Annotated in this window: 20 protein-coding genes; 12 read left to right on the top strand and 8 right to left on the bottom strand. The window is 58.0% G+C overall.

Going from position 1 to position 20459, the window contains the following annotated elements:
* Positions 1–364 precede the first annotated feature (364 nt).
* The 5 genes from A15D_RS04960 (at position 365) to sixA (ending at position 6612) form a co-directional block, all read left to right on the top strand.
* Positions 365–2029, top strand: a complete 1665-nt coding sequence (locus A15D_RS04960) for a hypothetical protein (protein ID WP_102791011.1) — start codon at positions 365–367, stop codon at positions 2027–2029.
* On the top strand, positions 2026–2937 hold the full coding sequence (locus A15D_RS04955) for a TIGR01777 family oxidoreductase (RefSeq protein ID WP_102791010.1): 912 nt from the start codon (positions 2026–2028) through the stop codon (positions 2935–2937). The genes A15D_RS04960 and A15D_RS04955 overlap by 4 nt, the downstream gene beginning before the upstream one ends.
* 141 nt (positions 2938–3078) lie before the next feature.
* The gene (htpG, locus tag A15D_RS04950; protein WP_102791009.1) at positions 3079–4929 is read left to right on the top strand and encodes a molecular chaperone HtpG; all 1851 of its coding nucleotides are present in this window, start codon (positions 3079–3081) and stop codon (positions 4927–4929) included.
* A 178-nt stretch (positions 4930–5107) separates the two neighbouring features.
* Positions 5108–6139: an NAD(P)H-dependent glycerol-3-phosphate dehydrogenase gene (locus A15D_RS04945; protein ID WP_102791008.1), complete on the top strand. Its 1032-nt coding sequence runs from the start codon at positions 5108–5110 to the stop codon at positions 6137–6139.
* Positions 6136–6612 (top strand): phosphohistidine phosphatase SixA, encoded by a 477-nt coding sequence (gene sixA / locus A15D_RS04940; RefSeq protein WP_102791007.1) that lies wholly within the window; start codon positions 6136–6138, stop codon positions 6610–6612. Before A15D_RS04945 ends, sixA begins: the two co-directional genes overlap by 4 nt.
* 247 nt (positions 6613–6859) lie before the next feature.
* On the opposite strand, the gene A15D_RS04935 is transcribed toward sixA, so the two are convergent.
* From A15D_RS04935 to xthA, 4 genes are read right to left on the bottom strand one after another with little or no spacing between them, the layout of a single operon-like run.
* A complete protein-coding gene (locus A15D_RS04935; protein ID WP_199175764.1) occupies positions 6860–8089 on the bottom strand; it encodes a serine/threonine-protein kinase in 1230 nt (409 codons plus the stop codon).
* 51 nt (positions 8090–8140) lie between these two features.
* Positions 8141–8641: a two-component system response regulator gene (locus A15D_RS04930; protein WP_102791006.1), complete on the bottom strand. Its 501-nt coding sequence runs from the start codon at positions 8639–8641 to the stop codon at positions 8141–8143.
* 44 nt (positions 8642–8685) lie between these two features.
* Positions 8686–9714, bottom strand: coding sequence for a hypothetical protein (locus A15D_RS04925; RefSeq protein WP_102791005.1), 1029 nt, complete (start codon positions 9712–9714; stop codon positions 8686–8688).
* Between the two features lie 5 nt (positions 9715–9719).
* Positions 9720–10535, bottom strand: coding sequence for an exodeoxyribonuclease III (gene xthA, locus A15D_RS04920; RefSeq protein WP_102791004.1), 816 nt, complete (start codon positions 10533–10535; stop codon positions 9720–9722).
* Between the two features lie 162 nt (positions 10536–10697).
* Here xthA and A15D_RS04915 point away from each other — a divergent pair, with 162 nt between their 5' ends.
* From A15D_RS04915 to A15D_RS04890, 6 genes are all read left to right on the top strand, one after another.
* Positions 10698–11513, top strand: coding sequence for an alpha/beta fold hydrolase (locus tag A15D_RS04915; protein ID WP_102791003.1), 816 nt, complete (start codon positions 10698–10700; stop codon positions 11511–11513).
* A complete protein-coding gene (locus A15D_RS04910; protein WP_102791002.1) occupies positions 11510–12367 on the top strand; it encodes an alpha/beta fold hydrolase in 858 nt (285 codons plus the stop codon). Before A15D_RS04915 ends, A15D_RS04910 begins: the two co-directional genes overlap by 4 nt.
* Positions 12368–12472: 105 nt before the next feature.
* Entirely contained in the window at positions 12473–12934 is a 462-nt protein-coding gene (locus A15D_RS04905) for a MaoC family dehydratase (RefSeq protein ID WP_102791001.1), read from the top strand.
* Positions 12935–13336: 402 nt separating this feature from the next.
* A complete protein-coding gene (locus tag A15D_RS04900; protein ID WP_102791000.1) occupies positions 13337–14290 on the top strand; it encodes an alpha/beta hydrolase in 954 nt (317 codons plus the stop codon).
* A complete protein-coding gene (locus A15D_RS04895; RefSeq protein ID WP_102790999.1) occupies positions 14283–15368 on the top strand; it encodes a diguanylate cyclase domain-containing protein in 1086 nt (361 codons plus the stop codon). Before A15D_RS04900 ends, A15D_RS04895 begins: the two co-directional genes overlap by 8 nt.
* Positions 15365–15880 (top strand): DUF2505 domain-containing protein, encoded by a 516-nt coding sequence (locus A15D_RS04890; protein WP_102790998.1) that lies wholly within the window; start codon positions 15365–15367, stop codon positions 15878–15880. The genes A15D_RS04895 and A15D_RS04890 overlap by 4 nt, the downstream gene beginning before the upstream one ends.
* Before the next feature lie 21 nt (positions 15881–15901).
* Here A15D_RS04890 and A15D_RS04885 read toward each other — a convergent pair whose 3' ends face one another.
* Positions 15902–16696: an SDR family oxidoreductase gene (locus A15D_RS04885; RefSeq protein WP_158245778.1), complete on the bottom strand. Its 795-nt coding sequence runs from the start codon at positions 16694–16696 to the stop codon at positions 15902–15904.
* Positions 16697–16784: 88 nt separating this feature from the next.
* Here A15D_RS04885 and A15D_RS04880 point away from each other — a divergent pair, with 88 nt between their 5' ends.
* A complete protein-coding gene (locus A15D_RS04880; RefSeq protein ID WP_233192081.1) occupies positions 16785–17018 on the top strand; it encodes a hypothetical protein in 234 nt (77 codons plus the stop codon).
* 39 nt (positions 17019–17057) lie between these two features.
* Here A15D_RS04880 and A15D_RS04875 read toward each other — a convergent pair whose 3' ends face one another.
* From A15D_RS04875 to A15D_RS04865, 3 genes are all read right to left on the bottom strand, one after another.
* Positions 17058–18374, bottom strand: coding sequence for a dicarboxylate/amino acid:cation symporter (locus A15D_RS04875; RefSeq protein WP_102790996.1), 1317 nt, complete (start codon positions 18372–18374; stop codon positions 17058–17060).
* Between the two features lie 124 nt (positions 18375–18498).
* A complete protein-coding gene (locus A15D_RS04870; RefSeq protein ID WP_102790995.1) occupies positions 18499–19113 on the bottom strand; it encodes a hypothetical protein in 615 nt (204 codons plus the stop codon).
* Positions 19110–20405, bottom strand: coding sequence for an ammonium transporter (locus A15D_RS04865; RefSeq protein WP_102790994.1), 1296 nt, complete (start codon positions 20403–20405; stop codon positions 19110–19112). Before A15D_RS04865 ends, A15D_RS04870 begins: the two co-directional genes overlap by 4 nt.
* Between the last annotated feature and the right edge of the window lie 54 nt (positions 20406–20459).

Here is a 20459-nt window from a genome sequence, read left to right as displayed (position 1 = left end):
ATTGTTCGGCCTGTTGGTCCGGATCCCCGGTTTTCCAAAGTCCACAGCGCCTATATATCGTCTCGAATTGGTCCATACAAGCATTTTTTTATTACCGTTGACGGGCGGTTTTTGAGGGCAGCCTGAAGGACGTTTCTGTGCCCTGAACGGCGGCCAGCAGAGGGTGGCTGGGCCGGCAGAGTGTGAAACAGATCAACCCTGACCATGATTGAGAAAAATCAGTCACTTAAGTGCTGGAATGCCGGGCGGCAGCTTTGTAAAGTGAGCTTCAGGTAGGATTGTCGTGGTTCCCTGGGTCGATTGCCCGGGGACAGCCAATGCCTGCGAATCGCTGAGGCGGGCTGTTCAGGAGAGAGAATAAAAAATGGCAGAGCTGCTAATCATTATCGGGGTGAGTGCAATTATTGTGACAACCCTGGGGCTGATGAACGAAGCCAGTCACCGGGGACACAGCCCGGTATTTTTTCTGGTTCCTGTGGCGAGCCTCGGGCAGGTCCAGGGTAATTGGGAAGGCTACCGTTGGTGGGCACTGGGGCGAGTAGCGGCGGTACTGGTTACGGCCGTCGGCATTGCCATGTACGTCACCGATAGCAGCGACATTCGAGGCCCAGGCAGTCAGCTCACTCACCAGACCGGGCAGGTGCAACGGGGTGAGAAAATGGCGACGACGACCTCTTTTGTGACCTCGGAAGAGGCTGCCTTGCTACTGGTAAAAGGGCAGGGCAAGCCATTGTCCGGCCGACTTCATGGCGAAAGCTTTCGTTATGACCGGGTGGCGCTGATCGATGGCGTGCTGACGGTGAGTCAGGGCGAAGATTTTCTCCCCGGGCTTGAAGTGCGTGTGCTGGTGGGATGGAAACCGTCCGAGATTACCGAGCGCCGTAGCGTGTTGGTGAACCCTTCCGATGACAATGCGCCGGTTGTACATCTTTCCTGGAAAGAGCCGGGTCAGGATTTCCCTGAAACCCGTATTTTCGAAGGGGGGTATCGGATGGAACTGGCCATGGCACCGCTGGATACGGGGCAGCTTTCCGGTTCTCTGTCTCTGGTCATGCCCGACAGCTTTAAAAGTTATCTGAGTGGCGAGTTCACTGCGTATACCAATCATCTCCGTTATGTCGGAGGCCAGGTTGACTTGCACTTTGATCATGAAGACACCCTGGCTTACGTGGCTCGTCAGTACTTCACGACCCAGTTTCCTGAAGGGGCACTCAAGTCAATCAAGACCCGTCACGTGATCCTGCGTCGTGCAGAATCCACCGGAGAGGTCACCAGCCGGGTAACTCTGACGAACGGGGCGGTGGAAGAGCGCGTGGTGCGGCTTGAGAAGAGTGATGTGGGCTGGTCGGTAGAGCCGGGGTCCATGAACACCCAGGTCATTACCCCTCCCAGAGAAGGCAGCATGGAGCTGGTGACGCCGGGGGCGCAACCCAGACAGGAAGCGCCCAAGGAAGTCCTGCCGCCGGTGGTGCAGACATTCCCCGAGCTGGTGGCCTACGTGGACCAGTCCGTGGTGCTGGAAACCCACAGTGGGCGCCAGCACGACGGGGTGTTGCGACGGGTGTCCGCCAAGCGATTGTGGCTGGAAATCAATGTCGGTAGTGGCGTGGTCGAGCGCAGTATTCCTGAGGAGGAACTGGCCTCGCTGACCCTGAATACAGGGCAGAAAATCCTCTTGCAGGAGCCCGAGCCAGCAGACCTGGAAAGCGGGCCCATGGCCACTCAAGGGAGCCCCAACAGCGCTGATCTGACTGGGGCGGCAGACTCCCCGGAGGTTGAGACTGCCCCGGCGGAAAGCAGTGGAAATCTGACGTCGCCCCCGGTCGTGGTCGATGATGAGCAGACCCGGCAATACCGGGAGTTAATCGGGAAAAATGTCACCATTACCGCAGATGAAGGGCCTGCGCGCACTGGTATCCTTCAGGCGGTAGATCAGGATCATTTGACCTTGAGTGTGCCGATGGGCGCGGGCAATATTGAGTTTTTCTACGATCTCAACAGTATCCGTTCTATCGAGGCTGCACGTTGAACATTCTTTTAACCGGTGGAAGTGGCTTCATTGGTCGTCATCTCTGCCGGCGTCTTGCTGCACATGGTCACCACCTGATTATCCTTACCCGTAAACCGCGGCGGGTAGCCCGAGGCTTGCCCGAAGAGGCTCGGCTTGTGTCATCGCTGGATGATATCGCTGACGATGAAATCATTGATGGCATTGTGAATCTGGCCGGCGAGAGCCTGTTTGCTGGCCGCTGGAGTCGCCGTCGCAAGGAGGTATTGTTGGCATCCCGGGTCGGGGTGACCCAGGATATCGTGAGCCTGGTGTCGCGCCTTGAGCGCAAACCGGCCGTGCTGGTATCCGGATCAGCGGTGGGCTTTTACGGTGATGCGGGTAATGCGGAGCTCACGGAAGACAGCTCAGCACGAAAGAAGGATTTCGGCTATCGCCTCTGTGACGCCTGGGAGCAGGCGGCCCGCCCGGTGTCCCGTCAGGGGCTTCGGTTGTGTTTGATTCGTACCGGCATTGTGCTCGGGCGTGATGGCGGCATGCTCAAGCAATTACTGCCGCTCTACAAGCTGGGCCTGGGTGCGAAGATGGGTGACGGCAACCAGTGGCTGAGCTGGGTACACATCGATGACATGGTCGCCATCCTGGTCCGGGCTCTGGAAACGCCAGGCATAGAAGGGGTCTTTAACGCCTGTGCGCCTGCGCCGGTGACTCAACGCGAGTTCCATCAACTACTGGCCAGCAAACTGCATCGGCCCGCGTTGCTGCGGGTGCCTGCCACGGCGTTGAAAGTCGGCTTGGGGGAATTGTCCGGCATGCTGCTCGGCGGGCAGCGGGTCTATCCCCGCCGATTGGAGCAGCAGGGCTTTCTGTTCCGTTACCCGGACCTTGCGTCGGCGGTGGACCACCTGATTTCGCGCAAGAAAGCCTAGGGAGCCTCTGAAAAAACACGTTGCAGGCCCGGTTTTTCTCGCGGGTCTGCAATTCAGGCGCGGCTGCGCCGTCCCCTCCCTTGAAAATCCCACCGTTGCCCTTATTTTTCTGGCAGTTTGCTACTGCTTCAGGAGTCTGTTGTGTCTACAGAAAAACAAACCCACGGTTTTCAGGCAGAGGTGTCCCGCCTGTTGCACCTGATGATCCACTCGCTGTACAGCAACCGCGAGATTTTCCTGCGTGAGCTGGTATCCAATGCCTCGGATGCCTGCGACAAGCTGCGTTTTCAGTCTCTGGATAATCCAGCCTTGATCGGGGAGGGCGCGGAGCCGGCAATCACCCTGACCATCGACAAGGAGGCGGGAACGCTGACCGTGGCCGACAACGGCATTGGGATGGATGAAAGCGATGTGGTGGATAATCTCGGTACTATTGCCCGTTCTGGTACAGAGAAGTTTCTTGCCCAGCTAAGTGGTGACCAGAAGAAGGATGCCCAGCTCATCGGCCAGTTTGGTGTGGGTTTTTATTCCGCGTTTATTGTTGCTGAAAAGGTCACCGTCGAGACGCGCAAGGCCGGCAGCGATAAGGCCTCGGGGGTGCGTTGGGAGAGTGACGGCCAGGGTGAGTTTACGGTGGAAGGTATTGAGCGTTTGCAGCCTGGTACTGCCGTGATACTGCATCTGCGTGACGATGCCCGGGATTTTCTGGATCCGTTCAAGATTCGCCAGGTGATCAATCAGTATTCCGACCACGTTGCCTTTCCGATTAATTTGCTGACGCCCGCTGACGGTGACGCTGAGGAGAGCAGTGAAACCCTCAACTCGGCTACTGCACTGTGGCAGCGCCCACGGCAGGAAGTTTCCGATGAGGAATACCAGAGCTTTTACAAGCATATCAGCCATGACTTTCAGGATGCCTTGAGCTGGAGTCACAACAAGGTTGAGGGCGCCCTGGAATACACGAGCCTGCTTTACTTGCCGGCCCGTGCCCCGTTTGACTTGTATCATCGCGATGCCAATCGCGGCCTGAAGCTGTATGTGCAGCGTGTTTTCATCATGGATGATGCCGAGCAGTTTCTGCCTCAGTATCTCCGCTTTGTGAAGGGCGTGATCGACGCGCCCGACCTTCCCTTGAATGTCAGCCGTGAGCTCCTGCAGGACTATGGGCCTGTGCAGAAAATTCGTGCGGCTCTGACCAAGCGTGTTCTGCAGATGCTCAAGAAGCTGAGTAACGATGAAGAGCAGTACAAGGCGTTTTGGAGTCAGTTTGGTCAGGTTCTAAAAGAAGGTATTGGCGAGGATGCGGATAACCGTGAAGCTATCGCCGCGCTGTTGCGTTTTGCGTCTACGCATGAGGAAGAGGGCGTTACCCGTCTTGATGCCTACCTTGAGCGTAAACCGGCTGAGCAAGAGAGCATCTATTATCTGCTTGCTGACACTCCCTCTGCGGCGCTGAACAGTCCGCACCTGGAGGTATTCCGTAAAAAGGGCATTGAGGTCCTGTTGCTCAGTGACCCCGTCGACGAATGGATGGTGAGTTATCTGGACAGCTATAAGGAAGTGAAACTGGTCAATGCCGCACGCGGAGAGCTGGATCTGGACGAGGCTGCCGGGGAGGCAGAAAGCGATAACCCGCTGGTGGCCCGATTGAAAGACAGCCTGGCAGAGCAGGTAGAAAGCGTCCGCGCGACTCGCCGACTGGTGGATTCGCCTTCTTGTCTGGTGTTGGCTGAAGATCAACTGGGCCCACAAATGCGCCGGATGCTGGAAGCGGCCGGTCAACCGGTACCGGAGAACAAGCCGGTGCTGGAAGTGAACCTGGATCATGATCTGCTCAAGGCGCTGGGGACGGTGGACGACGGTGAGCGTTTCAACGACCTTGCCGCGTTGTTGCTCGATCAGGCCATGCTGGCCGAGGGGCAGTTGCCGAAAGATCCGGCGGCCACGGCTCGTCGCATGCATCAGATGCTTGTCAATGCAGTGAACAATTAACAATTAACAGTGAACAGCTGCGCGGATAAGGTTTGATGCTGTATTCGTGTTTGGAGGCCGCGCCCAACGGTGGGCGCGGCCTTCTTGTTTGTCGAAAACACCAGCCTCAAACGCGTCACTGTTCACTATTCACTGTTAACTGCTTTATGATGCCCAAAAGCAGTAAAAAGGCGTTCTTATGACGCAGCAGAAATACAATGCCGCCATCCTGGGTGGAGGCAGTTTTGGCACTGCCATGGCCAGTATCCTGGCCGCTAATGGCCACGGCGTGAGCCTCTGGGTTCGTGACCCGGAAACTGCCGCGGCCATTAATCTGGACCGGGAAAACAGCCGTTACTTGCCTGGGGCTGAGTTGCCCGACGGTGTGACGGCCACCGACAGCCTTGAGGAAGCCCTCAATGCCGCTGATATGGTGTTTGTGGCGATTCCGAGCAAGGCGTTTGCCGAGGTGCTCGAGCAAGCTCGTCAGTGGGTGCCCGATGGCACTCTGGTGATCAGCTGTACCAAGGGCATCTATGCCGATGGCTTTTTACTGATGAGCGAGTTGTTGCATCAGTACTGGCCACACACCCGTATCGGTGTGCTCAGTGGCCCCAACCTGGCCAAGGAAATCGTCGAGCAGAAATTTACCGGGACAGTGATCGCCAGTCCCGACAGTGAGCTGTGCCAGACTGTCCAGTCGGCGCTGAGCTGCGACTACTTCCGGGTGTATGACAACCCGGATATCTATGGGGTCGAGCTTGGCGGTGCGCTCAAGAATATCTATGCGGTGGCGTCAGGCATGGCGGCGGCCATTGGTGTGGGTGAAAACAGCCGTAGCTTCCTTATCACCCGTGCGTTGGCTGAAATGAGCCGCTTTGCGGTGGAACTGGGCGCCAACCCGATGACGTTCCTGGGCCTGTCCGGGGTCGGGGATCTTATCGCCACCTGTACTTCCAGCCTCTCCCGGAACTATCAGGTTGGCTTTCAGCTTGGGCAGGGAAAATCCCTGGATGAAGCGGTGGCCACCTTGGGGCAAACGGCAGAAGGGATTAACACCATCAAGCTGGTGGCCGACAAAGCCTCTGAATTGGATGTCTATATGCCCTTGGCGACGGCACTGCATGAAATCGTCTACAAGCAGCAGCCTCTCCAGTTGATGATCCAGAATCTGATGAGTGGTGAATACAAGCACGATGTGGAATTCCAGCTAGCCGGGGCCAGCCAATGAAGCTGTTTATCAGCCGCCATGGACAGGCGGTGGCTATGGCGCCCAGCGACGATCTGCGGCCACTGACTGACAGTGGTCGCGTTGCGTTACTGGCACATTGGCAGCAAATGCGCGAGAGCGGCATTGTGGTGTCTGCATTGGTGGCCAGCCCTTATGTGCGGGCCCAGCAAACCGCAGACTGCATTGACCAGGTTTACGGAGGCTTGGCGAGGCAGGAATGTGAGTCTCTTGTGCCAGAGGCATCGCCCCAGGCCCTGTTTGACTGGTTGTTGGCGAACCCGCCAAGAGAGAATACCGTTCTGGTCAGTCATATGCCGTTTGTTGCCCAGCTGACAGCCCTGTGGACGGGGCATACCAGCCGCATTGGTTTCTCTGTGGGGACGGTAGCGTGTCTGGACATGGATGTGGCGGCAGCCGATGGTGCCAGGTTGATGTGGCTGCGTAGTCCCGGGGAGAGCATGGCGAGCCGTTAGTCGGCCAGAATCGACCCTCGATAGCGGAACTTCGACCGTTCGCCGATTGGCACTGGGCAGCCAAACGCCCGCTGACGTAATCTGACCTTGATGACGCATGAACGCATGGCAGACTCCTGACCGCGTCATCGGAACCACCCCTAAGGGGGGAAGGCGATGACTCCTTGCATCGTGACATTAGGCAGAAATTGAAGCACCAACCCCGGTTGGTGCTTTTTTTATGGCTGGCAGGAAGCCCTTTAGCCCGCTAGTCCTGGGGTGATTTTCCTGGTTTTTCCGCTTGCCACTCCAGTCGCTCAATGGCTTGGCCATCAGAGCCCACCAGATTCAGGGTGATAGGGAGCCGTGACAGGAATGTCATCCCTTCCAGTTGGCGCAGGCCTTTCAGGTATTCTTTTACGCGGCCGCTGATCCAGGGGTGGATGGTCGCCTTGATCGTTAATGACTGGCAGCGGCTGCCTCGCTGTTCATGCCAGTCCATCAATGCCGATTTCAGTACCGGGAAATGAGACTGGAACTGTTCAAAGTCGTCGGCGACCAGATACACATCATAGCGGTACAGGTTGCCGCGCCAGCTGAAGCCTTCCTTGCTTTCTTTCAAGCGTAGACGTGGGGTCAGTGCTGCGCTGGGGCTGTTGTCCTGGGGCCGGTAACGTGCCCGGTCTTTTGTGTAGTGCTCCGGGGCTCGCTCAAGCGTTTCAAGCTGTGCAATAACGTCATTTCCACTTTCCGGGCGATCGGCCGGGTCTTTGGCCAGCAACTTGCGAATGAGGGGCTGGTAGTGCCGTAGCTTGAGGGGGAGCAGGGGGACCGGTTCGCGTAAATGGGCCAAGGCCATAGCCGCATGATCCGGTGCCTTGTAGGGCGGTTCACCGCAGAGCATCTCGTAAAAAACACAGCCGAGGGAATACAGATCTGACTGTGGTGTCAGCACCTGGGAACGATGCTGTTCCGGACTCATGTATTTGGGGGTGCCCATCACGGTATTTCGCTGGGTCAGATCATTGTTGCGTAGCGCATTCGTCGCGATGCCGAAGTCCATTAGCAGGGCAGAGCCGTCACCACGGAACATGATGTTGTCAGGTTTGACGTCGCGGTGAACGAAGCCGTGCTGCCCGGCATAGTCCAGGGCGCTGGCCAGCTGGCGCAGAACGGATTCTGCCTCACTGGTCTCCATGCCGTTACGGATACGCTGCTTGAGGTTGCCCCCAGTCACGTACTCCATGCTCAAATAGTAATAGCCCTCATATTCGCCAACGTCGTATACCGGCACGATATGAGGGTGGTTGAGACTGGCAACAGTACGGGCTTCACGCATGAATTGCTCGGCAAAGCGTGGTTCCAGCGCAAGGGAAGGGGTCAGGATCTTGATCGCCACCTGGCGCTCAAAGGAATGCTGGGTGGCCAGAAACACATGGGCCATCCCGCCCTTGCCTAGCCGTTCGGTAATACGATATCCCGGAAGTCTTAAGGCCATGATTTACTGCTTTTGTGTCGTCCTGACAAAGTTCCCGATTTTTTACAGGGATCATTGTTCCCCGTACAGGGCTTTCATCTGCGCTTCCGACCGTCTGGCCTGTGCCAGTTTGGCCTCCAGCCGTTTTTTCTGCCGATCCAGGCCCAGAAAAAAGTTTACCTTGCTCTGCAACAGCATGGGCTCAATGGGTTTGAACAGGTAATCCACGGCGCCGCAGCGGTAGCCTTGCTGCACAAAACGGGTTTCCTTCGACAGCGCAGTGACAAAAATGATGGGAATGGTCTGGGTGCGCTGATGAGATCGCATTAACTCGGCTACTTCGAAACCATCCATGCCGGGCATCTGCACATCCAGTAACACCAGTGCATAGTCATGCTTTAGCAGGCGGGCGAGAGCAGCATCGCCACTGGTGACACTATCGAGCTCACAATCGAGATCTTCCAGTACCACTTCGAGGGCGACCAGATTCTGGGGCGTGTCATCGACCATCAATACCCGTGGGCGGGGCAGGTCGTTGTCCGCAATGGTGGTGGCGTTGGTGTTGTTATCCATGCTGATCCCGGTGGTAAAGGTCGTTTCCCCGTGGTTTGAGAGTATCAGTTTTGGGTACTGTCGTCCTGTTCTTCCAGCTTCCACTGCTGGACGGCGACTTGTTGTTTTATCTGTTCGAGAATGTCCATCAGGGTGTCGCGCAACAGGCTGTCGAGTTGCTCGCCTTCTTCGCCCATGGCAGCGCCAATGGCGTCATGCAGCAGCTGTTCCAGTTGCGGGCGATGGGCGGGTGAGGCCAGATCGTCGACCAGCTGATCGACGAACGCCGACCCTGTTTCGCGCACTGCCTCCCCTAGCAGCGCGATGGCTCTGGGACCCGCGACGGGGATCGCGGCCAATCGCCGTCCTGCCTGGGTCCGAATGATGGCTTCATCGGTAAGGTGGGCAAAGTAGCCAGCCAGTTCATCGCGGTATTCCCCATGGGTCTTGCGTGTCGCAGTCGCAATGCGCTCAGCGATGAACTGCACCAGCCGGTCCTGCCGTGGGGCCAGAACCTCAGACTCGATACGATGCAGTAATGGGCTGCCGCCTCCGATTTCCTTCTGGGCGCCGCTCAGCACATTGATGACCACCCGATCAGAAATTTCTTCGACCACCACGGTGTAGTACTTGATCAGGGTCTGGCCCAGCCAGGTCTGGGACAGATCAATAATGCCCATGCGTTGTAGCCGCAGCAGCAGGCTGACGACACGAAGAATCCGCAGCCAGCGGAAACTGCCGACCGGAATACACCCCAGCAAGTCATACCAGTGCGCGAAAGGGTAAAAAAACCAGCGGTGGTAGGTGTTTCGGACAATGGCCGCAATCCAGCGAACGACAAATTCGGTCAGATACACTGCCACAAAGCAGAGATCATAGAACAGGAAGTCGTTGTGAATGGTATCGCGGTAAAAATCATGAAACGCCGGCAACAGGGTCGCGAGGCCGGACTGAACAAACTGCACCTGAAATAACCAGTCGAACAGGATCAAACCCAGGTTGAACAGCACCAGGGCGATCATGAACAGGTCGATCAGGAAGCCGACGGAATCCAGATTGGCCTTGAGTTTTTCAGGGTGCAGTTTGATCTTCATGGCGCCTAGCCCTTGAAGCTTGCCCAGACCGGGCAGTGGTCAGACGGCTTTTCCATGCCGCGCAGCTCGTAGTCCACACCGGTCTGATTGAGTTTGGCCATCAGTGACTCGGTGGCCAGCAAGGTATCGATACGCAGTCCCCGACGGGGTTCACGTTCGAACCCGCGGGAGCGGTAATCAAACCAGGAAAACACATCATCGGTTTCCGGGTTCTGGTGACGGAAGGTATCCGTCAGCCCCCATCCAGTCAGTCGTGCCCACCATTCGCGCTCTTCCGGCAGGAAGCTGGTCTTGCCTTCGCGCAGCCAGCGTTTGCGGTTGGCTTCGCCAATGCCAATATCAAGATCGGTTGAGGAGATGTTGAAGTCGCCCATGACAACCACCTGCTGTTCCGGGCTTTGGTGCTGATCAAGGTAGTTCTGCAGATCCTGATAGAACTTTTCCTTGGCAGGGAATTTGACCGGGTGCTCGCGGTTTTCCCCCTGAGGGAAATAGCCGTTCAGGACGGTGATCAAGGAGCCATCACGATGCTTGAGTGTGCCAATGATCATGCGGCGCTGTGTATCGTCTTCATCGGTAGGGAAGCCGTATTGCACCGATTCCAGTGGCTCGCGGGTAATCAGCGCGACACCGTAGTGGCCTTTCTGGCCGAAATAGTAGGGGTGGTAGCCCATGTCCCGTACTGCCTGCTCAGGGAATTCCGGGTCGTGGACCTTGGTTTCCTGCAGGCCGATCAGGGCCGGCTGATACTTGTCGATGACCGCCTGGAGTTGGTGCAGACGGGCCCGAATGCCGTTGATATTGAATGAAATCAGGGTCATAGCGCCTCCTTGGTGCGCGCATTGTACACCATTGGCCGGTGTCCGAGGCGGGACTGCCTATGGCGTTATCGGACATGGCCCGGGGTAAACAGAGTTGGCTATGATGGTGGTTTTGTCGCACCTGACACACAGCGGGTCCTTGTGGACCTTGAGGGAGATTCCATGTCTGAAGTTTCTGGCCAAAAGCCGGTATTGGCCTTTGCCCATGCCAATGGTATTCCTGGCCACAGTTATGACACTTTTCTGGCCCCTCTCAAGGATGAATACACCCTCCATGTCGTTGACCGGGTTGGCCATAATCCGGCTTATCCCGTGGATTCTGGCTGGCACAGTTTGAGTCTGGAGTTGGAAGCTGAGCTGGCGCCATTGCCGAAGCCCCTGGTAGGCGCGGGCCATTCGTTGGGTTCCGTGTTGATGTATCTGGTTGCCCAGCGACGCCCGGAGTGGTTTTCTGCGCTGATCATGCTGGACCCGCCGATGATGAATGGCATCCATGGGGTGCTGATTGCGGCTGCCAAGCTGGCAAAGCAGGTTGATCGTGTGACGCCAGCGGGCAAGAGCAAGGGGCGCTTGGATTTCTGGCCTGACTGGACAGCGGTGGAAGGCTATTTCGGTTCACGGGGCCTGTTTCGTGCTTTCGATTCCCGTTGTCTGCAGGACTACCTCAAAGCCGGGCTGGAGCCGTTTAACGAGGGCTGGCGTCTGCGCTTCCGACCTGAAGTTGAGGTGGCGATTTTTCGCGAAACCCCAACGTCAGCAACCCGCATGCCACGACTGCGGGTGCCGGGGGCGATCGTCACAGGGCGTCATTCGCCAGCCCCGTTCCTGCATAGCGCGCAACGCCATGTGCGGCGCCATGGCATGTTGCACCGTATCGCGGACGGTTCTCACATGTATCCGCTGGAAAAACCCGACGCGACGCTCGCCTTGTTTCGGGAAACCCTGGATAGCCTGTTGGCACAGGAGGCTACGGTATGAAGCCGGTAGAACGACGTTTTTTGGTGTTTGGCCAGACCCTGACCGCGTTGCAGTGGGAGGGAGAGGGGGAGCCTGTGCTGGCCTTGCATGGCTGGCTTGATAATGCAGCGTCCTATGTGCCCCTTGCCGGGCATGTAGCGCGCCCGATGGTAGCGATGGATTTTTCCGGGCATGGCCATTCGGGACACCGCCCCCCTGAGGTGGTGACCCACCTGGTAGATCATGTAAGAGATGTCCAGGCCGTGGCGGATCAGCTGGGTTGGGAGCGTTTCACCTTGGTCGGACATTCCATGGGCGCGGGGATTGCCTGCCTGTTCGCAGCTGCTTGCCCGGAGCGAGTGTCCCGGCTGGTGCTGATTGAAGGGCTGGGCCCACCGGCGACGCCGGGCAAGGAGGTCGCAACGACCTTGCGCAAGGCGCTGGATGACATGCAGGCGCTGGAGGGCAAGCGCAAGCCGGTATACACCGAGGTGGCCGATGCCGTTGCGGCACGCACCAAGGGCTTTGGTGGGCTCAGTCATGAGGCGTCGGCGTTACTGGTAGAGCGGGGGTTGATGCCGGTGGACGGCGGCTGGACCTGGCGTGCCGACAGTCGCTTGCGGCTTACCTCGTCCCTGCGGCTGACAGAAGAGCAGGTAGAGGGCTTTCTGCGTCACATTACCGCACCGGTTTGTCTGGTGCTGGGCGAGCAGGGTATGGGAGGGCAGGGCACCTTTGATCATCGTCTGGAGTGGCTTGCCAGTGTCGAGGTGGTGCGGTTGCCCGGGCGCCATCATCTTCACATGGAGCAGCCCGGTGAGGTGGCTCGGGCCATCGAAGATTTTCTCCAGCGTCACCCTGTTGTCACAGACTGACCAAAACCATCAGGGCTGTGCGCCAGTGCGCCGCATTGGGTCATGGTGCCTGCCGGTGGCAGCTCGTTAAGCTGATGAAAAACACCGGTATTCGAGGAGTAACACATGAAAGTGGTTGAGGTTGCCGATCTGGCCAGCTACGTAGGGAAGGAACTGGGTGCATCCGAGTGGTTCCAGATTGATCAGGATCGCATCAATGCCTTTGCCGATGCCACCCTGGACCATCAGTTCATCCACGTGGATCCGGAGCAGGCCAAGAACACCCCATTTGGCACCACCATTGCTCATGGTTACCTGACGCTGTCCATGCTGCCGTATCTGCAGGCCACCATTGATGGCTTCCTGATGCCCAAGGGCATGAAGATGGCCATGAATTATGGCTTCGACAAGCTGCGCTTTATGGCGCCGGTGAAAGTGGACAAACGCGTGCGTGCGGTAGCCACGCTGATGGAAGCCACCGAAAAGCGTGAAGGTCAGTGGCTGCTGAAGTTCAATTTCGTCGTAGAAATTGAAGGCGAAGACAAGCCTGCCCTGATGGCAGAGTGGCTGTTGATGTACTTCGTCTGATACCCCTCTTGGTCAGGTCTGCTGTCTCCTGGTGGCAGGCCTGTTTTTTCCTTGTCGCGGCCAAGCTGATCGCTCATTCGAGCAGCAATCCTGATTCCGCAGGCCCGAGCCCTTTCGTGTTTCTTCCTGAGCCCTGGTTATTGCACGACACGTAGCGTGTTTCGGAGCAGCTGCGGGGGCATGCCTGTCAGTGTCGCTTCGGGTGGCCAATACCCTCTGTCAGTGGCAGGTCTTGATCATTGTTTGAGCTTTGCTGTTCAACTGTTTGATTTAGCACGCTTTGGGCTGGTGTTTTGTCCTCTCCGCATGCTGGTAATACCTGCCGATTCGACGTAATGTAAGCCTAATGTATTAGGCTGATGCCGCTGTGGCCTGTCAGTCTCGTCCTACTCAGGTGAAAGCATGTGGCACCGTTCCCGACAATGGCTACGCCGTCTGGTGGATAACCGTTCTGCCATCTTCCGTGATGCGCGGCTGGGGCTGACCCATGCGCGGGATATTCCTGCCATGTTCCTGCCGGGGGACGATGAGCCGGGCATTCGTTCGGAGTTGTCGCGTCGCTCCTATGCCAGCTTTGGTGAAGCGGCCCTGTCACTGGCGCAGCTTCTGGTGCCGGCCACCCGCGAATCCATCAGTCAGGGTACCCTGGTCTGCTATCCGCCGCGTATTCGCCATGAGCAACATTCTACCCGCTGGTTTTTCATCAACGGCATGGGCACTGCGGCCCCTGTGGCTATCCTCAATGCCAGTGAGATCGCGCGGGTGTTTCGGCGTCCTGTAACCCTGATCCACACCCCTACCTGGGGCGTCATCCGGGATGTGGCGGAGTCGATTACCGCACGTACCCTGCGCAAGGACGGCAAGTTGTCTCGCCCGGCGCTGAATGTGCTGGTTGATGCGTTGGAGCGTAATGAACAGGTGGTGCTGGTTTGCCACTCTCAGGGCGCGATTGTCGCCAGTTATATCGTGCGCAAGCTGTTGCGCAGCTCGAGTACCCGTCATCTGGTCAAAAAGCTGGAGCTTTATTGCATCGGTGGGGTGGCCGATAGCCTGGAAGTGGATCCACAGTTGACGCTGGCGGCGGGACATACCGTGCCTTATGTGGAACATTTCGCCAATGGGCGAGATTACCTTTCGCAGATTGGTATCCTGTCGCATCTGGACAGTACTGCGGGAACGGTCTATTGCCTGGCCGAAAGACGAGGGCATTTGCTTAATGCTCATTATTTACCGGCAATTGCCCGGGGGGATTATTGCCAGCGACGTTCACGACTCTACCAGTATGTGCGGGGACGTGAGCCGGGGCCCAAAGGGGCGTTGGCTGTAGTGAACAAGGAAATGGGGCTACATGGATAAGACAGAAAAGCCTCTGTTGCTGTTTGTTGATGATTCCAAGGTCATGCGACTGGCAGCAGACAAGATGTTGGGTGGGGAATTCCGGGTTGAGGTTGCAGAAGACGGTCTGCAGGCCTGGACTATCATTAGCCAGAACCCGGCTATCAGTGTGGTGTTTTCCGATCTGGCCATGCCGGAAATGGACGGCTATGCACTGCTCGAAAAAATCCGCACCAGCGACGACGACGGCATTGCAGGCCTGCCCGTCATCATCGTCACCGGTGCCGAGAATGATGAAGAAGCCCGCACCAAGGCGCTGCGACTCGGTGGCACGGACTTTATCAGCAAGCCGTTCAATTCCACCGATTTGCTGGCTCGCGCACGGGCGCATTCTCACTATCAGCAGGAGCGCAAGGAGCTGGCCCGTCAGGCCATGATTGACCCCCTCACGCGCCTGGGGAACCGTCGTTATCTGCAACACCGGCTGAAGCAGGAGCTGGCGCTGTCTGCCCGACAACAAACGCCTCTGTCAGTGGTGCAGATCGAGGTTTACCAATTCAATCAACTTTTCGTACAGCTGGGTAAACGCCGGGCTGATATGGTGCTGATGAAGCTGGCCCAGGTCTTGCGCAGCGTAGTACGCAAGGAAGACTCGCTAGCTCGTAGCAGTGTCGCCCAGTTTACGGTGTTGCTGCCTTCTGCCCGTGCAGAAGGCGCTCGGCGTTTTGTTGAGCGTGCCATGAAAGTCAGCGAGAAGCTGGCGTTTCAGCACCGTGGCAAGGTGCAACGCTTGCCACTGAATATTGCCGTGCACACCCCATCCAGTTTGGGCAACAGCGCGCCGGGACAGGTCGGCAAGGTGCTGGATGAGTACATGAAAAATGCCCGCAATGCCGGGGCGGATGCGGTGGTGTCTGATGGCGATGATGCCTGCCAGCAAGCGGATCCTCGCCCGCTACTGACGGTGGAACAGGCGCTGGCGCTGCTGCAGTCAGGCAAGGAACATGTGGTGGTGAATGCACTGCCAGATCTTAAACGCCAGTTGATGCCGCTGCTGCAACTGATGCGGCGGGTGTCAGCAGGTCAGGAGACAGTATGAGAGTGGTAGTCGATCGGGAGTACCCGGTCAGTGTCGAAAAACTGTATGACATCATGACCAGCAAGGCGTTTTTCGAGCAGCGTTTTGCCTGGGGAGGGATTGACGATTACCGGTTTGATGCCTTCGAGCAAACCCCGGAAGGGCTGCTGATCCGGATTGCCCAGCCGGTGCGTATCAAGACTGACAAGATCCCCGGCTTTGCCCGCCGCTTTGTGCCGGAACAGGGAGAGCTGGTGACGGAGTTTCTGTGGCGGCCAGCGTCGGAGTCCGGGGGCAAGGGTTATCAGGCCCGTTATCGCTTTCAATTGGGGGGCGTGCCGATGAATGTGGAAGGCACCATGACATTGGCAGAAGAAGGGCAGGACCACGCCATCCAGCGTACTGAAGTGACGCTCAGCTCTTCTGTGCCTCTGGTAGGCAAAAAACTGGTCTCGTTGCTGTCCCCAAAAGTGGATGATGCACTGGCCGGTGATTATCGGCAGACACTGAGGTACGTGGAAAACTGTGTCTGATCATGCTCGTTTGTTAGGCCGTTATCGATAGCGCACTGCCCGGGCTTTCATGAATGCCTGCCAGCGTTTCCGGAACCAGCGTTTCTGACGCCACTGCTGCCGAGTTCGTGGCGCGGGCACGGTAAGCGCATCCTGGCTGGCCAGCGCATTCAGTACGTCTTCGCCAATTTCCCTTTCACTGTAATCGCTGGCCGCCAGCTGCCGCCGGAAGCGGGCGGCGCTCAGCGGGTCGGTGGCTGACAGCCCGGTTTGCTGACCGCTGCTGGGCGGAATCACGATGGTGCCCACATGGATGCCCAGAGGGTGCCACTCGCTGTGCAGGCTGTCTGTGAGCGCACGAATGGCCGCCCCCATGGCTCCCTGGGCGCTGGAAAGTGGCCCCGGTAGCAGACCATATTCATGGATCACATTGAGAATGCGACCTTCTCCCTGATCACGCATGGCATGGTTTGCGCTTTGGCACAGGTTAACGGTCGCCATCAGTTGAGTCTGGTACAAAGACTCCCAGTGACGCTGTGTCATGGCTTCGAAGGGGCCAACAGTGAGGGAGGCGGGCAGATTAATGATGGCGTCGAGCTGTTGCCAGCGACGCAATACCCGCTCTACGGCCAGCTGAAAATCCCGTGGCTGACCGTCCCGGATTTCCAGTACCAGCGCTTCTCTGCCGCTCGCATGCAGTTCACGACACAGGCTGTCTCCGCTGTGTGTGTCGCGGCATAACAGGGCGACACGGTAATGTTCACAAGCCAGCCTGGCGATGGCGCTGCCGAGCGGGGTACAGGCGTTGTGAATCAGCAGGGTAGGGGCTTGTTTCAAGAGAACTCCAAAATAATGTGAACATGTGTTGACATGATCATATCTGATGTTAACATGTGTTCACTAATCATTGTTAAGGAGTTCTCCAATGGCGTTCTTCATGCAGCTTCTCAAAAACCCGCAACTGTACAAGAATATGTTCGCGCTGGTTGTGGCTGTCAGCACAGCCATTGTACTGATGGCGGGTCTGTCGCAGAACAGTGAAACCCTGTTTGCTTCATTGCTGGCCTTTGCCGTGATGGTGCCCGTTATCGGCAGTGCTGCTGTGGCACTGTACCGTGACGTTGAGCGTGCACTGTCTGACGACCGCCACTTCGCCTGAACCCTGCCCCCGTGTCAGTTACGCTGACACGGGGCTGTTTCAAGGGCCAGTGCGGGCCTCTGCCTTTTCTGGCCCTGCGGCTTCCATGTCATCTACGGGTAATGACAATACCCGTTCTTCACCCTCACTGCGGGCCAACAGTACGGTTACCACGCTGTCGCCCCAGACGTTCACCGCCGTGCGGCACATGTCCAGCACCCTGTCAGTCACCAGAATCAGCCCGATGGCTTCCGCTGGCAGGCCGATAGCCCCAAGAATGACCGTGATGGCAACCAGAGAGGCCGCGGGAATGCTGGCCACGCCAATCGACGTCAGCAGGGCTGTAATCACGATCATGAACTGGGTCGCCAGGGACAGCTCGAGGCCGTAGGCCTGGGCAATGAACATGGCTGCGACGCATTCATAGAGTGCCGTACCGTCCATGTTTACGGTGGCCCCGAGGGGAAGTACAAAGCTGCTGGTTCGGCGTGACACTCCGGAGCGTTTTTGCACGCACTCCATGGTCAGTGGCAGGGTCGCTGCCGAGCTGGCCGAGGAGAATGCGGTCAACAGGGCAGGGGTCATGGCCTGAAGATGGCGCAGCGGGGAGCGCCGTGCCATCAGCAGGATCAGGGCGGGCATAAAGACGAAGGCATGGACCGCCAGCGCGATGACCGCGCACAGGAAAAACCAGGCCAGTGGCTCGATGGCATCCAGGCCTGTGCGTGTTACTGTCGCGGCGATCAGCGCCATGACCCCAAGCGGAGTGAAGCGGATAATCAGCATGGTGATGCGCATGACCACTTGGTAAATGCCATCGATCATGTTGCGAAGGCTTTCTCCGGCAGGGCCTTCTTCCGTTCGCAGATAGAAGCCGAACAGCAGGGCGAAGACAATCAGGCCCAGCATCTGGCCATTGGCGGCGGCTTGTACCAGGTTGGGTGGCAGCATCTGTAGCAGGATGGCGGTAAAGTCTCCGGCTCCACGGCCTTCGATCTTTTCCATGACGGTGCCGGTGTCACGGGCGAGCCCCAGCAGGTCTTTCGCCGGCTCACCGTCAATGATCCCGGGGGTGAACAGGTTAACCAGCAGCAAACCGGTGAGCACAGCGGCCAGGGTGGTCATCATGTACAGCCCCACGGTCTTCATGCCCATGCGGCCCAGATTCTTCCCGCCCCCCACGCCGACCATGCCACTTATGATGGCGGTGACGATGAGCGGAACCACCACCATCTTGAGCGCATTGATAAACAGGGTGCCGACCAGATCGTAGCTGGCCAATACCGGCACACCGAGCAGGGTACTCTGTTCCTGGGTGACGGCGCCAAGTGCTGCGCCAATCAGCATGGCAAGAAAAATCTGGTGATGTAGCTTCATGCTTTCCCCCTGTCATCCGGACATGAACCCAAGAGTAACGGATATCAGGCCCGGTAACAGTGGGGCAGCTCACCGTTGCAGCGTCGCGAACAAGGCGTTGCTGCAGCGTGGGCAGATTCTGAGCCTACATCAGGGATGTCAGTGCCTCCCTGGACTGGACTTTGCTGCCAGCCATCCGGTAGGCGTCACGCAATAGCCGGTCTGCTTCCACCGGTCCCTGTCGTTCACAGAGAATCACGTAGGCATTGTTCAGCTGCTGTCGGAGACTGGCCAACGGCAGGCCTGCCAGGTGGCGACTGGGGTTCTGCAACCAGTATTCGAGTGTCAGCCGCGCTTCAGGTCCGGTCTGATGGCTACGCAACTGGGCGGCAAGATCAAGACGAAACTGGTTGGCGGTATGCGTATCCATCTGTGCCCAGAGACTTTCCACCAGTACCTGAAAGGCCTGGGTGCAGGGGTGGTGGTCCTCGCTGGGAGTCTGTTGGGCAAGAGGATCGCTGGCCAGCTCCTTGTCAGAAAGTGTCATGGCCTGCACCAGACTCATATGGATCTGGTGTCGTCTCTCGGCCAGGTCGAACAATCCACACAGGTCGCTGACAAAGCCTTGCAGGCTGAAGCGGGGTCGCTCTGCATAATGCTGCTGCCAGTGGCTAACCGCTTCCATAAGCAGCGTTTCGTTCATGTAAGGGGTGAGCCCTGTGACGATGGCGCGCCGACGGCGCTGTAGCTCCTGACTCATGGACGGTTCTCCACGGTTCGAGCCAGGCTCGCGTCATACAGTGAGTTTTGCGGGAATTCCGGGTACCCGGTTTCGGCGTGCTCGCTCAGATCCAGCCCCCGTTGTTCATGCAGTGCTGGCGCTCGCAGCCCGGCGATCACCGATACCGCAAGATACATGATCAGTGCAGCGAAGAAGGCCCAACAGAAGGCCACGACAATCCCCAGCAGTTGCACAGTGATGCGTTCGGGGTTGAACAGATCACCGTCATAGAACAGGCCTGCAGCCAGCGTACCCCAGGCTCCGGCAAAGGCATGTACGGGAACCGCGCCAACCACATCGTCGAGACGCATGCTCAGCATCAGTCGGGCGCCCAATGCTGCCAGGGCACCGGCGACAAGCCCTGTGAGTACGGCAAAGCCGGGTGACATCACGGCACAGCCAGCGGTGACGGCGACCAGCCCCGCCAGGCTGCCGTTGACGGTTTCGGTGAGCAGTACCGGACGGCGGCTTAGCATCCGGTACAGCGTGCTGCCCACGGCGCCTGCAGCCGCGGCCAGCTGGGTGTTCAGGTTGACCCGGGCAATGTCTACGCTGGCCGAGAGCGTAGAGCCGCCGTTGAAGCCGAACCAGCCGAACCAGAGAATAAAACCGCCCAGCGCAACATAGGACAGGTTGTGACCGGGCAGGTCTCGGGGTTTACCGTTCTTGTCGAAGCGTCCCAGCCGTGGCCCCAGCACCAGGACACCGGCCAGCGCGCACCAGCCGCCAATACTGTGGACCACCGTGGAGCCCGCAAAATCAATGAACCCCAGCTCGGCCAGCCAGCCATTACTGTTCCAGGCCCAGTTTCCATAGAGGGGGTAAATCACCCCGGTAATCACAACGGCGCCACACAGGTAGCCCACATAGCGGGTACGCTCGGCCATGGCGCCAGAGGCAATGGTGGCTGCGGTCGCGGCGAACATGATCTGGAACAGCAGCATGGCCCAGGTGGTGCTGTCGGCCTGACTCAGCATGAAGCCATCTTCGCCAAACCAGCCGGTGCTGCTGGTGCCGAACATCAGGCCGTAGCCGATTGCCCAGAACACCAGTGTGCCGACGCAGAGGTCCATGTAATTCTTCATCACTACATTGAGTGAGTTCTTGGCCCGGCTCAGGCCGCTCTCCAGTAGTGCAAAACCCGCCTGCATGAAAAACACCAGGGCCGCTGCCACGGCGATCCACACGGTGTCGGTGGCTGTCAGGGAATCGGCCTGGGCCAGGCCGGGCAGAAGCAGTAGAGCAAGGCTGTGTTTGCATCGCACTCGCATAGATTGAACCCTATTCGTGGTTGTCGGACGAGGAGGGCAACTGCAACGGTTGTG

Origin of the sequence: Alcanivorax sp. MD8A (assembly GCF_002888555.1) — a bacterium.
In the GTDB taxonomy this organism is placed as follows: domain Bacteria; phylum Pseudomonadota; class Gammaproteobacteria; order Pseudomonadales; family Alcanivoracaceae; genus Alcanivorax.
This window is presented reverse-complemented; position numbering and strand designations above follow the sequence as displayed.

Bases quoted from the DNA above. Each gene is read 5' to 3' on its own strand.
- A15D_RS04960 (WP_102791011.1), top strand. From the start codon at position 365: ATGGCAGAGCTGCTAATCATTATCGGGGTGAGTGCAATTATTGTGACA.
- A15D_RS04945 (WP_102791008.1), top strand. From the start codon at position 5,108: ATGACGCAGCAGAAATACAATGCCGCCATCCTGGGTGGAGGCAGTTTT.
- sixA (WP_102791007.1), top strand. From the start codon at position 6,136: ATGAAGCTGTTTATCAGCCGCCATGGACAGGCGGTGGCTATGGCGCCC.
- A15D_RS04935 (WP_199175764.1), bottom strand. From the start codon at position 8,089: ATGGCCTTAAGACTTCCGGGATATCGTATTACCGAACGGCTAGGCAAG.
- A15D_RS04930 (WP_102791006.1), bottom strand. From the start codon at position 8,641: ATGGATAACAACACCAACGCCACCACCATTGCGGACAACGACCTGCCC.
- A15D_RS04925 (WP_102791005.1), bottom strand. From the start codon at position 9,714: ATGAAGATCAAACTGCACCCTGAAAAACTCAAGGCCAATCTGGATTCC.
- xthA (WP_102791004.1), bottom strand. From the start codon at position 10,535: ATGACCCTGATTTCATTCAATATCAACGGCATTCGGGCCCGTCTGCAC.
- A15D_RS04915 (WP_102791003.1), top strand. From the start codon at position 10,698: ATGTCTGAAGTTTCTGGCCAAAAGCCGGTATTGGCCTTTGCCCATGCC.
- A15D_RS04910 (WP_102791002.1), top strand. From the start codon at position 11,510: ATGAAGCCGGTAGAACGACGTTTTTTGGTGTTTGGCCAGACCCTGACC.
- A15D_RS04905 (WP_102791001.1), top strand. From the start codon at position 12,473: ATGAAAGTGGTTGAGGTTGCCGATCTGGCCAGCTACGTAGGGAAGGAA.
- A15D_RS04900 (WP_102791000.1), top strand. From the start codon at position 13,337: ATGTGGCACCGTTCCCGACAATGGCTACGCCGTCTGGTGGATAACCGT.
- A15D_RS04895 (WP_102790999.1), top strand. From the start codon at position 14,283: ATGGATAAGACAGAAAAGCCTCTGTTGCTGTTTGTTGATGATTCCAAG.
- A15D_RS04890 (WP_102790998.1), top strand. From the start codon at position 15,365: ATGAGAGTGGTAGTCGATCGGGAGTACCCGGTCAGTGTCGAAAAACTG.
- A15D_RS04880 (WP_233192081.1), top strand. From the start codon at position 16,785: ATGGCGTTCTTCATGCAGCTTCTCAAAAACCCGCAACTGTACAAGAAT.
- A15D_RS04875 (WP_102790996.1), bottom strand. From the start codon at position 18,374: ATGAAGCTACATCACCAGATTTTTCTTGCCATGCTGATTGGCGCAGCA.
- A15D_RS04870 (WP_102790995.1), bottom strand. From the start codon at position 19,113: ATGAGTCAGGAGCTACAGCGCCGTCGGCGCGCCATCGTCACAGGGCTC.
- A15D_RS04865 (WP_102790994.1), bottom strand. From the start codon at position 20,405: ATGCGAGTGCGATGCAAACACAGCCTTGCTCTACTGCTTCTGCCCGGC.